We start from the raw sequence: 12997 nt of genomic DNA on the forward strand, positions 1-12997 counted from the left end.
GTTATCGGGAGAGGGTTGGGGAGAGGGAAAAAGGCTACAATTCCGGTGAACTCACACTCGCTGTGTCCGCTGCAGTGAGGTTATCGTCTAAATCCGGTTCCGGTTTGGGCTTTTGGGATTGACCCACCCTATCACGATATCTGTCTTTAAAAGATCTTCCTTCCACTTTCTCGACTACATTATACCCCTGATTTTTATTTATCAAATTTCTCAAGCTCTGCACAAGAGATTTAAAGCACTCTACTAATCTTGCCAGAGCACTCAACTTTTCACCCACACTTGCTGGAACATGTTTAGCCATTTCAGCCTGTTTCCTGGGATCATTGGAGTCGATACACTCATTGACGTGTGCTGCATCCCTCTCGGAGAGCTGTTTATTGCCAACTGCGCTGACTACGCTTTTATAGGTTTCCTCCCGTGCCGCTTCGATCTTATCCTTTACTTTAAGCAGTTCATCGTGGGTGTTCACAAATTCATCGCATTGGGTTATTGTACTTTTAAGCGCGTCTAGCTGTTCAGTATTTATCTCGCCTATGTTCAAATTTTTCAGAAACGCTTTTTCGTTAACCGCCTTCATGTATTCAGTTTTTAGCATGGCCGCAGCATTAATCAGGGTTGTGGCTTTATCCAGATTAACAGGCTGCATAGCCTCCAGAGATGGCATTATTTCCTGTTGAGTTTGTTGAACTTTTTTAGCCAATTGTTCGCAGACTTTGACTTGTTCAGGAAAGTTTTTTGCAAAACCATAGGCAACCGTATCTGCCACAAGTTTTTTATTATTCATTACTTCACAAAAATCATAACCGGCATGTTTGACGATGGTCGCCTTAACATCCTCAATGGCTTTGTTATCGGGTTTCTCCTGCGATTCGAGCCAGTTGAGCTTAAGCAAACGATACAACTGCTCTTGTTTTTGCTCTTCAGTACCCGGCATATTAAAGCGCTTGATTCGTGCTTCTTGCACCAGCTTTATCACCGCAGTCTGTTTTTCACCATCGTTTTTGGATGAGTCGGCAAATACTTTACCAATTTGCTCCACATGATAAGCTCTATTGGCTTTCATATAGTCCAGATTTTTTTGCTCAATTTTTAGCAAACCAGATTCATATTGTTTATAATCTGCTTGAAACTCGCAAAGCTCCATCAAAGTTGAATGACTGCTCACCGCATGATTTTCAACAAGATAATTAACTTCCGTTAATAACTCCGCCCGCTGAATATCAAAACTGAATGCAGACTGACAATCCTTACTCACATGTACGTTGTAAAAATTTTGATAAAAATCATTCAACTCCATTTCAAAAATTGGATTATTCGAAGACTTTGTCTTCGGCGCCGCAGGATCGCCATTGTTGTTAATATACTCAAGCCCTCCGTCACCCCAAGGATTACGCAGTTGGACAAAACGATTACCCTTTTCATCCTGACGGACGCCTAAAACAGTATAGGCATGCGGCCCAACAATCCCTTCCAGATGAATCGAGTCTTTATGGCCAGTACCGGCAGTTACTATTTGATTATTTTTTAATGCAGATTCTATCGCCTGGTAGACTTCCATGGTCTTCTGTTCATATGGACTGTCTTTTTGTATATTGGTAATAAAATTTAAGCCACCTTGTACACCCTGCTCTTTTGCAAGCTTCTGTAAAGCCGCCATTTTTTCTTGTCTGTTAAGTATGTCACTACTGGTAATTGCGCTACAGGCTTCCTGATTTTGCTGATAAAATTTTGCATAAGCCACTAAATCGGCTGTAAGCCCTTCCTCATTCTCCTGATAAGAGCTTAAACTCTGGGCGGCATCGAAATTTGCCATCAGCACACTCTTGAGCAGCTCTCCTTGCCTTTCTGGCGGCAACGCATTAAGCGCACCCAGCATCATCAATTCATCTTCGCTAATATGATAAAGCTCTGATCTGACGCCACGCAAATTATTCTGTATAGCCAAATTATGCGTTTTTTGATTATCAATACCTGCAAAAACAGTCAATGCAAAATCAATCTGACCACCGCCGCTAAACACGCTGCCTGCAGAGGAATCAACCGTTTCAGCGATAAAGCCATTTTTTGCCTTGCGTTTGCCAAATGCTGCATAAGCATTTTCTAAAACATGCACCCATAATTCAGAATGTCGGCTCAACGCCTCACCATGCTGATCCACAAGTTTGGCCGTCTGAACACGCATATACACGGGCTCAAGGTTTTCAGGATCATAAAGACGTACTGTTACTGTGCCGTCGTCATTCTGGCGCATCATACTTTTTATGACCAGATCGCCATTTTTCTGACTTAGAATACCCTGAATTGCGGCAAGAGCAAAACAGTTGGGAATCGTACCCTGAATAATATCAGCCAATTTTGGAGAACCTGGCGAGAATAAGGGCTGTTTAGTAATTTTGTAATGCTGATCAAAAATAAAATTCTTCGAAGGGTTGATCCCGGATACCTGGTAAGACTGAATAGGAACGATATCATTTTGCGCTTCAGGTAAATCAGAACCGCCAAACAAATCTTTGCGTTCATAGGTAGTAATTTTGTAGGTACCGGCCTTTTGATCAAGCGGTTGAATAATGATGTCTGAGCCTGCAGGAATTACTTCATCACCTACAATAATATTGCGGGCTGCCCGACCCCGGACACCAGGTAATACTTTGACTTCTTTTTGCGCGACTATGCCGCCAGCCTGATCCAATTGCGGTTTAAACGGTTCGCCCATGTCATTTACCTAAATGAAATAATTAATATTATTATAACCCATAATGATTAATTTAAAAACAAATAAGACGCCTATTATTCATTTCCAATGTAACTATAGGAGGAAGCTTGGCATCTTACTTGCAAACATTCTACTACAACCATTTAAAATCGCGCCTGCAGTTTCCGGCACTCTAAGGGGGAAATTATGTCTAACCGACTGTTTTACCAAGGAATTCAAATCGCACTCGTTGCCGGAGCCTGTTATTTGCCGATGAAAATTATTGCCGGCAATAATCCGAATGATGAAATCCCCATGGAAGATGTACAACGTTTTTCCAATGCGTTGTATCAAATCAAGAAAAACTATGTTTCTTCCACTAAAGACGCTGAGTTATTTGATAATGCGATTAAAGGCATGGTGAGCAGCCTTGACCCGCATTCAACTTATTTAAATGAAAAGGAATTGACTGAATTAACAACCGCAACCAGCGGCAATTTTGCAGGATTGGGTATCGAGATTACGATGGAAAATGGTGTTGTGAAAGTTATTACGCCTTTAAATGATTCGCCTGCTTATAAGGCAGGCATCAAGGCCGGTGATTATATTATTAAATTAGGCGCACAATCGGTTCAGGGCATGACGCTGGATGATGCAGTCAGTCTCATGCGCGGCAAACCAGGTTCTACTATTCAGTTGGTGGTATTGCGTAAAGGCCAGGACAAACCGCTTAACTTTAATGTGGTAAGGGAAACAATCCAGATAAAAAGCGTCGATAGCAAATTGATTGACAAACATTATGGTTATGTCCGGCTTTCGCAGTTTCAGGAGTTAACCGGCAAGGATATGGTTAAGGCGATTGAGGCATTGAAACAGCAATCAGGCGGCAAACTGACCGGCCTGGTGCTTGATCTTCGTAATAATCCTGGCGGTTTGCTGGATAGTGCTATTGAAGTGGCAGACGCGTTTTTGGATAGCAAAAAGTCTGGTGCGAAAGAGATCATTGTATATACCAAAGGACGTTTGCCTGATTCAAAATATACCGCTACGGCGACACCTGGCGATATCATGAATCACGCGCCCATTGTAGTGCTCATCAATAGCGGTTCGGCTTCAGCATCAGAAATCGTCGCTGGCGCGTTAAAAGATAATAAACGGGCTGTTACCATGGGAACCCGAAGTTTTGGTAAGGGTTCGGTGCAAACTGTATTGCCGCTTGATGATAAACGGGCGATTAAATTAACGACCGCACTGTATTACACACCATCTGGCACATCAATTCAGGCCAAAGGCATTACACCTGATATTGTAATTGAAGAACTAAAAGTTTCTGGTCAACCCAAAGCCGACAAATTAGGTGCAGAGTTCAGTGAAGCAAGCCTGAGCGGCCACTTGGCAAACGGCAATAAAGCTGATCAGAACAAAGGGGGTGAAGAGTCATCACAAGCCGATATGCAGAAAATTATGCAGGAAGATTACCAGTTGTATTCAGCATTGACGGTATTAAAAGGGTTAGGGATGAATCAGTAATAGATTGTAGGGTGGAGTGTTGGGCTTTACAGCCCAACCTGCGCTTAAAACTAGACTATAGCTACGTCTTTGCGAAATACATTAAACAGGGTATGAGCCTGAGTATTATTTTCCATCATATAGCAGTAATTCTGTCTCTTAACAGGATCCTGCTCTTTGGCGCACAATTCTTGGTAAACAGTCACTTTATTATTTTCTTTTGTTGTTGCTGCAAAGCTGATTGCCGGGAATATAAAGCATAATAAGATGATTTTTTTCATAAAATTACCTTGTTTAGCCTGCAGCCATGCCATTGAACGCTGTACAACCAATGGCATGACATACCGGGTGAATGAATTAGTTCTCTTCACTTGCTGCTGCAGCAGCTCTTTTAGCTTGTTTTGCCTGCTTTTGGAAAGCTTTCCAGTCTTTGTCTTTAGCAAAAACGTAGCATGCAGCTTCTTCAAAGAAGAAACTGATGTCATCAACCTGAGACCAGCGGCAATAATCTTCAATTTTACGCAGAACTTCGCTGCTTAATTCAACTTTAACTTTTTCTTTTTGGTTAAAACGTGCTTTCGATATGAGAGCCATTGCATTCCTCTTTCAATATTTAGTAACGATAGGGTTGTAAATGTGTACAGCTTTTCTGGCATTTATCCATATACGAATCAATGCCGCATCCTTTTTACTACAAATTTCATAAAATGTCACGAGTTTTCTGTATTTTTGCTAAAAAAGTGTACCACAATTTGTTTTTTTTCTTCTGCATGACCAGGATTCTTTTTTGCCGGGATTTCAGCGAAAATCTACGATAAACCACATAAAGTTTTTTTAAAGCCTAAATTTTTTATCCTGATAAATATCAGCGTGTTAATCAGTCTGTTCGAAAAAAACATATTCTGTTATTCTGAGAAAAATCATATTTTTAACCGAGGGGAATATGGAGAATTCATTAGAGAAAATAATCGTTGAACTTGAAACAAAATTACTGCTGAAAGCGACTCGAGTTCAGGCGATGCATGAATTGCTTGCGGAAGATTTTATTGAGGTTGGCCAAGGGAATAAACCAGCTACAAAAACCGATGTACTCTCTCACACCGATTTTCATCAGCAGGATGATATTCCAGCAGAAGAATTCCAGATAAAACCAATTACAAAACACTGTGTTTTATTAAACTACATAACCCGCCATACCGACCGGGATACGGGGGGAATGAAAAAGATGATTCGTTCGTCGATTTGGCGGTTGCGGGATGATCAGTGACAATTGGTTTTTCATCAGGGAAGTGTTGTTAAAGCAAAGTAGGTTGGGTCGTTTGACCCAACAAGATGTAGCACAAAATTCAAAGATCACAGGGTTTAAAATTGCTAATGTTGGGTCAAACGACCCAACCTGCTACTCCAAGCCCAGTTCTACTGCGAATGCCAGACCGAGTTTGGTGAAGTTAACCATATGCTCGGGTGTTAAGCGATCAACTGTGTCGCCTGAAGTATGGATCTTGGTGTTGTGATTTTCAAAATCGGTTTCACAGGGGAAAGCTGCCGGAATGCTTTCTTCCATCCAGGTTGCGTGATCGCTGCAGCCATAACCGCATTTTGATTCCGCCACTGGCACACCGATATATACCTTAATCAGATCAGCAACAAAATCAGTCAGGTCAGGATCGGTATAATCACGATAGACCCACATGGTTGGATCATTGCGGTCATTGCGAAACCCGGTCATATCAAACTGGATAACGCCTCTGACTGGTATTGCATGCACCATAAAATGATCAACAACATGCTGTGAACCAATCAGTCCGCGCTCTTCAGCCGCATACCAGATAAAATAGACCGGGCGCTTCAATTGCAGATCTGAACTCAGCAGCACTCTCGCCATTTCCATAACGCTAGATGAGCCGCTGCCATCATCGCCAGCGCCTGGCATTATACCATCGAGCGTATCCATATGAGCGCCAATAACCACTGCCGGCGCTTTAATGTCTTTGCCGATTACCGTAACCAATGAAGGCTGTTTATAAGGCGAGCGGGTTTTTACAAAATACGCATTGGTATCTGTGCGATTGTATTGTTTAGCCATATCCTCAAACGTTGTTTTAAGCCATTGTGCAGCTTCAACCCCGGTATCCTTGGTGGCAGAACGGTTTTTATAGCTGGTTAAATGGTTAAGCGTCGCCATAATGTTCTTGCGCCCAACCTGCTCGATTGCACGAAATACTTCAGACGGGTGCTTTATTTCATAAGGCCTGGACTTGAGCGGCGCTTTTGCTGCCGGTTTCTTCAGGAGCTGGCTGGCTATAGCCGCATTATTCTGCATTGATTTTTTAAAATGAGTGCTGACATTAATAAAACGGCCGCATTTTTCTTCATCTGCAAGCAGCACAATGCTATCAATATCAGCAAGCGGTACTTCAATAATCCGATAATTATTGTTTTCAGCCAATATGGGATAGTCTTTAGTCAATTTGGCCGCCAGACATTGCGGTAATTGCAATTGCTCAGTTACAACCTCTCCGGCATAAAGCGAACTGCAAAATAGCCCCAGGCCAGCCGAAATTGTTGCCATCCATCGTGAATAACGCATTTTTGCTCCTGTGTTGTAAAATCCCTTTGATAGTACCTGAGAGCCAGTAAGAAACAACCCGGTTTCCAAAAATTATTTTATGTCACTGATCTTATTGATTAAAAAATATTCACGAATTTTATCCAAGACAAAAATGATCTATTTTTGCCCTTATTATTATTGATAATCATTTTCATTTGTTATAAAGTTACAATTCCTGAAAATAGTTTATGCTTTGGTGAATAATGAGTTTAAAAACAAGAAAAATCCCTTATTACCTGGTCCTAACCCTGTTAACCGGCGGCGCCAGCATCATGTTGGGATTCCTGAGTTTTGGCGGAATGTTTGCGTTATGGGCCTTCTTGCCAGTTGCACTGGGGGCTTTTGGTTTATCTGTCGCTTATGAGGGTGAGATCTATTTACAAAATGTGCGCGGTGCGCTTAACAAACTGTTTTTTAAACCGAATTACTTAAAAGAACACTTCGCCAGAGAATATTTATTAAAACAGATTAAAGACGGTAACCTGCCTGATCCGGAAAATGAAAAATGCCCTCTATTCTTCAGAGATTACTTTGCCCAGCTCAAACGTGTTAACGAATTCAATCATGATGATCGCTATACTAAAGAAGGTGAAAAGCTTAAAAAGCGCGAGTTAAAACGCTTACGGATGATGGATAAATGGTTTGCACAGGAATTTTTTGCTGATGATAATGAGGAAAACCTGACGGCTTATCAGCAGGATTTACGCGCCTGGTTTAATGCTGGCGAACGCGAAAAACTCAAACAACAGTATAAAACCCGCACTCGGGTATTCTACGGTGCTGCGGCATTTAGCGTCATTGTCGCGGCCTTCGCTTCGCTGGGTACTATTTACCTTGCGATGGACACATTTCTTGCCATCCCGTTACTGGCTGGAATTTCAGCAGCGGCACTACCCTATATTATCGTACCGATGGCAATTATCGCCGGTGTGGCTTATGGTTTTCTAACCTATAACGCCATTACGGATATGATTAACAATGACAGCATCAGAAAATGGTACACTAAAATCCGCGACAGCTTTAAAGATGGCGTTAGTTTTCGCAATGTCATAATTGCCGCACTGGCTGTTACCCTCACCGCGCTGTCAATTGCATTAACCATCTGCACCGCGGGCACGTGGTGGACAGTGGCTAAAAACAGCACGCCCCTGTTTGCCTGGATGGCTAAAGTGCCCAGCATAATCATCGGGGTAGTCACTGGGTTATCCTCATTGTTTTTTAATGTTGAAAACATCGGCGAATCGCTGAAAATATTTTGGGAGTTGAGCTGGGAAGTTATCAAGAAACAATTTGCCAACGCCATAGAAGTGACGAAGGCATTATGGGCAAGTGAAGGCGCCATTCAGTTATTAAACCCTTTCCGTATTATTTTAAAGCTCACCATTACTCCGTTGCGCATCCTGCTGTTTTTAGGTCACCTGATAAGCATTGGCGTGACCGCTGATCGCGTACCGGGTATTTCTCAGGTTGCTTCAGCGCTGTTAGGAATCATCAGTGAAGGATTTGAAGACTTACACTATTTCTTTGGCCATATGCATGACGAGCATAAGCACACCGCTGAACAGGGCGCAAAAGAACAGTTTGAACATCTTTTAAAAGAGCATGTCAAAGAGCCAGGCGGCCATAACCATGATAAAGATATTCCAACCCAATTAATGATACTTCCCGCTTACCCTATATATCTTCTTGCCGCGCTATGGGATTGGACTTTTGATAAAAACCGCACTGAACGCTTTGCATTCGGCAGCCTCTGGCAAAATCGGCATGCGCTCTGGAAATCATTTGTTAAATCCTGGAATAAACAGCATGGGATCCTGGAGGAACAGGAATTCGCGGAAGAAAAGGTGCAGCAGCACAAAGTATCTCCTCAATGGTCGCGTGAATCGACTGTACTTCGCATTGACAGGCATCAGGAAAAATACCTCAATAATGCCTGGGTAAGCCCTAAGCTTGCGAAAGAGAAAAAAGAAGCGCTGACGCAATTAAAGCAGGTGGTACGGGAAAATCAGCAACAAAATCTGCAGCAAATACTGCAGACAGCGAAAGCTGATCCGACTTATAACAAGCAGCGTTTTTTCAGTTTCTCAGAAGATGCGCAAGCAAGGACAGCCGAACTGTTGCAGGATCTGGAAGCCGAGTCTTCTGCTGTTGCGATCACGGCATAGATTCACTGCCATTAAGTTAAAAATTTGGTCATTCCCGCGAAGGCGGGAATCCATATCTCAAGTTGGTTCCTTACTTTGTTTGATGGATGGCTCCCCGCCTTCGCGGGGATGACAACTTTTCTTAACTTAATGGCAACGCGCCAAAAATTAATTGTATCACCATAACGAACGCGCGATAATGCCGCTTTTTTGCACGAGAACTAATAATGCTTAATCCCCAGCAAATGGCAGCTGTTAAGTATATTGATGGACCATTGTTGGTACTGGCCGGTGCAGGCAGCGGAAAAACGCGGGTGATTACCCAGAAAATTGCTTATCTTATTGAACAATGCGGCTATGCCGCAAATGCTGTCTGCGCGGTGACGTTTACCAATAAAGCCGCCAATGAAATGCGCGCCCGGGTTGCATCGGTTATCCCAGCCGACAAGCGCCGCGGCTTAAAGGTTGCCACTTTCCATACGCTGGGGCTTACTATCTTAAAGCGGGAGCTGAAGCATTGCGGCCTGCGTTCAGGCTTTACTATCTTTGACAGCGAGGATTGCCAGCAATTGCTGCGATCCTATCTATCGCCGGGCAAGGCCAGCGATCGCGACTATCTGATGCAGATTCAGCACCAGATTTCACGCTGGAAAAATGATCTGCATTCGCCGGAAGATGCCTGCCGCTTAACGCCTGATAATGCAATATTTGAAGAAGCGCTCACCGTTTATGGCCGTTATCAGCAAGCGTTAACTGCTTATAATGCGGTTGATTTTGATGATTTAATCCGTATTCCGGTTAATCTGCTCCAGCGTCATGATGAAGTCAGGGAACGCTGGCAGAATAAAATCCGGCATTTACTGATTGACGAATATCAGGACTCGAACACCAGCCAATATCTGTTGGTAAAATTGCTGACAGGTATAAGGGCGCAGTTTACCGTGGTTGGGGACGATGATCAGTCTATCTATGCCTGGCGCGGGGCGCGGCCGGAAAATCTGGCGCAGTTGCAGCACGATTACCCGCAGTTAAAAATCATAAAACTTGAACAGAATTATCGCTCCACCGGCCGGATTCTGCACGTAGCCAATACTTTGATTGCCAATAATCAGCATTTGTTTGATAAAAAATTATGGAGTGAGCTTGGTTATGGCGAACCATTGCGGGTAGTGTGCTGCAAGGATGAGCAAGACGAAGCCGAGCAGGTTGTGGCTGATTTGATCAGTCATAAATTACGTCACGGAAAACGGTATAGCGATTACGCCATCCTTTATCGCGGCAACCACCAGTCACGTATTTTTGAGAAAGTCCTGCGTCATCATAGTATCGCCTACCGCTTAAGCGGTGGTCAGTCATGGTTTGCCAAGGCCGAAGTCAAAGATGTGTTCGCTTATCTTAAATTATTATGTAATGAGCAGGACGATGCCGCTTTTTTAAGGGCGGTTAATACGCCTAAGCGCGGGATTGGCGATTCCAGCCTGGACGCGCTTGGCCATTATGCCCAAAGCCGTGGCCAGAGCCTGTTTCAATGCGCTGATCACCTTGCCTTGGCTGATCGCATTGCGGAAAAACCACGGGCGGCATTACTTGGGTTTAAGCAATGGCTATTCGGCGTTCGTCAGGCTCTGGCGGCTGACGGCGCTACCGTGGTGGAAACATTACGGCAAATGGTTGAGGACAGTGGTTATGAAGCCCATGTTTATGAACAATGCGATACTCCGGCCAAAGCCCAGAAAAGAATGGACAACGTCTGGGATCTGATTGATTGGGTTGGGCGTCTGCTGGCTAAAAAACCTGAGCAATCATTGCACGATGTAATTAATAAGCTGATTCTGATTGATATTCTCGATCAGGCTGATGAGAATGATGGCGAGCAGGTACAGTTGATGACATTACATGCTTCCAAAGGACTGGAATTCCCCTATGTCTATCTGGTTGGGATGGAAGAGGATTTACTGCCGCATCGGGTGAGTATTGATGAAGACCAGATTGAAGAAGAGCGACGGTTAGCTTATGTAGGAATAACCCGCGCCCAACGGGAATTATGTATGACCCTGGCCAGACAGCGCCGGCGGCTCGGTGAACTGCAAGATTGCCAGCCTAGCCGCTTTCTTGATGAATTACCGTCTGACAGCCTGGAATGGTATGGTAAAAATGTTGAGCGGGATGAGGTTAAGTCTAAAGCGTTAGCCAAGTCGCATCTGGCCGGGCTTAAAAATTTATTGGGGCAGAATGAGTGATATAATAGAAATATGGTAGAATAACGGTTTTTATTTCAATATCAGAAATCCAACTTATGAACGAAAAGAACTCCCTGCAGCACTTTATGTTCCAGCATGCAGCTATTCGCGGCGAAATAGCTCATCTTGACTCAGTTTATACCACTATTATGGAGCAGAGAGATTACCCCCCTATCGTCCGGCATTTGCTCGGCGAAGCATTGGTTGCCTGTATGCTGATTACCGGCAGCATTAAATTTGAAGGGGAATTAAGTCTGCAATTTCAGGGGGACAGCCGATTGCCGTTATTATTGGTTCAATGCGATTACCAATTAAATATGAGAGCGTTTGCCAAATACAAGGAAGATCTTGAAACCCGTGATTATGCCGAAGCATTTCTGAGCGGCCAAATGGTTTTAACCATTAACCACTACAACCAGACGCAATCCTATCAAAGCATGGTACCGCTGGAATCCACTTCAATGAGCGAAAACCTGATGAATTATTTTGCTCAATCAGAGCAGATTCCCACCTGGATACGATTAGCGGCAAACGAGCATGGCGCTGCCGGCATGTTGTTGCAGCTTATGCCGGATCAGGATGTCGCCCAGCGGGAGAACTTTTGGGAATATGCAGTTCAGATCGGGCAGACCATTACTGATAATGAATTGTTTACGCTTGATAATGAGACGGTATTATATCGGCTTTATAATGAAACCGACGTCCTCGTTTTTGATCCCAGGCCAGCACGATTCAAATGCCGCTGTAATGCTGAAAAAATGAAGCAGGTGATTAAGATTTTAGGCGAGGAAGATGCTAACAACCTGATTACAGAGCGTGGGAAGCTGGAAATTACCTGTGATTTCTGTAATAGCCATTACGCTTTTGACGCGATTGATATTACGATGATGTTTCATCATAACAAGTAGTCCTACATAGCTTTGATGTAACGCTGAGTAATTTGTCATCCCACGAAGGCTGGGATCTGTCCATCAGACAAGGCAAGGTACCAACTTGAGAAATGGATTCCCGCCTTCGCGGGAATGACAGAATTCAAGACTGTATCTCCTCACGGCATTAAGCTAAAAAATTGTCATCCCCGCGAAGGCGGGGATCCATCCATCAGACAACGAGGTACCAACTCGAGAAATGGATTCCCGCCTTCGCGGGAATGACAGCTCTACTGTAAATGCGTTTCCCCTGAAAGCAGCGTGGGGTCTATATTACTTGCCTGCAGGTATTCCCCCCGCATTGCCTGTAATATCCGCTGCAGGTTGCCAAATTGCTCGCTTAATTCATAATACAAAGCGGCAGATTGGTTATCATGGCGTTCGCTGATTGTTAAATAAGCCGCTTTTCCCATGCCGGTGAAATAGCTCAAGTTTAAATGGCGCCGTTCGGCAATGCCAGGGAATAAGCCGCAAAACAACAGGCTTTTATCGCCGACATCTTTTAAGAGCTCAAGCTGGCGGGCATAAGAAGAGTGCATTGAATTGAGAAAATCAAGTGCGACTACTGATTCAATTAATCGGGCTCCCTGAGCAAAACGCATCAGTAAAAAAACCAGATAACTCTCAGTATTCTCATTAAGGACAAGCCGCGTTGCGACCTGTGCATCATTAACCAATGCATACCACTGGCTAATATCGGTGGGATGTAAAATCAGCTTCTTCATAGCAATCCCCTCTTTTCTTTTACTTCTCACTTTAATTTTAGCAAACACTGTGCCAAGCAATCAGAAAAGAAAAAAATTTATTCTCTACTCTCTTTATCGGTTTAAAATTAATATCACCTTACCTCTGTTCACATAATAAAAACAAAA

10 protein-coding genes are annotated in these 12997 nt (G+C 43.6%); 5 read left to right on the forward strand and 5 right to left on the reverse strand.

Annotated elements, in window-relative coordinates; all coding sequences use genetic code 11:
• Nucleotides 1-34: 34 nt before the first annotated feature.
• Nucleotides 35-2713 (reverse strand): C2 family cysteine protease, encoded by a 2679-nt coding sequence (locus ACFORL_RS11790; protein ID WP_382344271.1) that lies wholly within the window; start codon nt 2711-2713, stop codon nt 35-37.
• A gap of 186 nt (nt 2714-2899) precedes the next feature.
• Here ACFORL_RS11790 and ACFORL_RS11795 point away from each other — a divergent pair, with 186 nt between their 5' ends.
• A complete protein-coding gene (locus ACFORL_RS11795) occupies nt 2900-4222 on the forward strand; it encodes a S41 family peptidase (protein ID WP_382344272.1) in 1323 nt (440 codons plus the stop codon).
• A 50-nt stretch (nt 4223-4272) separates the two neighbouring features.
• Here the strand turns inward: ACFORL_RS11795 and ACFORL_RS11800 are convergent, their stop codons facing one another.
• Together ACFORL_RS11800 and ACFORL_RS11805 are read right to left on the reverse strand one after the other, a co-directional pair.
• On the reverse strand, nt 4273-4572 hold the full coding sequence (locus ACFORL_RS11800; protein WP_382344274.1) for a hypothetical protein: 300 nt from the start codon (nt 4570-4572) through the stop codon (nt 4273-4275).
• On the reverse strand, nt 4559-4795 hold the full coding sequence (locus tag ACFORL_RS11805; protein ID WP_382344276.1) for a hypothetical protein: 237 nt from the start codon (nt 4793-4795) through the stop codon (nt 4559-4561). Before ACFORL_RS11805 ends, ACFORL_RS11800 begins: the two co-directional genes overlap by 14 nt.
• Nucleotides 4796-5144: 349 nt before the next feature.
• Between ACFORL_RS11805 and ACFORL_RS11810 the strand changes: the two genes are divergently transcribed.
• The gene (locus ACFORL_RS11810) at nt 5145-5468 is read left to right on the forward strand and encodes a DUF4440 domain-containing protein (protein WP_382344278.1); all 324 of its coding nucleotides are present in this window, start codon (nt 5145-5147) and stop codon (nt 5466-5468) included.
• 132 nt (nt 5469-5600) lie between these two features.
• Here the strand turns inward: ACFORL_RS11810 and lapA are convergent, their stop codons facing one another.
• Nucleotides 5601-6791 (reverse strand): aminopeptidase LapA, encoded by a 1191-nt coding sequence (gene lapA, locus ACFORL_RS11815; protein WP_382344280.1) that lies wholly within the window; start codon nt 6789-6791, stop codon nt 5601-5603.
• A 224-nt stretch (nt 6792-7015) separates the two neighbouring features.
• Here lapA and ACFORL_RS11820 point away from each other — a divergent pair, with 224 nt between their 5' ends.
• The 3 genes from ACFORL_RS11820 (at nt 7016) to hslO (ending at nt 12104) form a co-directional block, all read left to right on the forward strand.
• On the forward strand, nt 7016-8977 hold the full coding sequence (locus ACFORL_RS11820) for a hypothetical protein (RefSeq protein ID WP_382344282.1): 1962 nt from the start codon (nt 7016-7018) through the stop codon (nt 8975-8977).
• 206 nt (nt 8978-9183) lie between these two features.
• Entirely contained in the window at nt 9184-11196 is a 2013-nt protein-coding gene (locus ACFORL_RS11825) for a UvrD-helicase domain-containing protein (RefSeq protein WP_382344284.1), read from the forward strand.
• A gap of 56 nt (nt 11197-11252) precedes the next feature.
• Nucleotides 11253-12104: an Hsp33 family molecular chaperone HslO gene (gene hslO / locus ACFORL_RS11830; protein ID WP_382344286.1), complete on the forward strand. Its 852-nt coding sequence runs from the start codon at nt 11253-11255 to the stop codon at nt 12102-12104.
• 251 nt (nt 12105-12355) lie between these two features.
• Here hslO and ACFORL_RS11835 read toward each other — a convergent pair whose 3' ends face one another.
• On the reverse strand, nt 12356-12850 hold the full coding sequence (locus ACFORL_RS11835) for a hypothetical protein (RefSeq protein ID WP_382344289.1): 495 nt from the start codon (nt 12848-12850) through the stop codon (nt 12356-12358).
• Nucleotides 12851-12997: the final 147 nt, after the last annotated feature.

The organism is Legionella dresdenensis, assembly GCF_042649825.1.
GTDB lineage: Bacteria > Pseudomonadota > Gammaproteobacteria > Legionellales > Legionellaceae > Legionella_C > Legionella_C dresdenensis.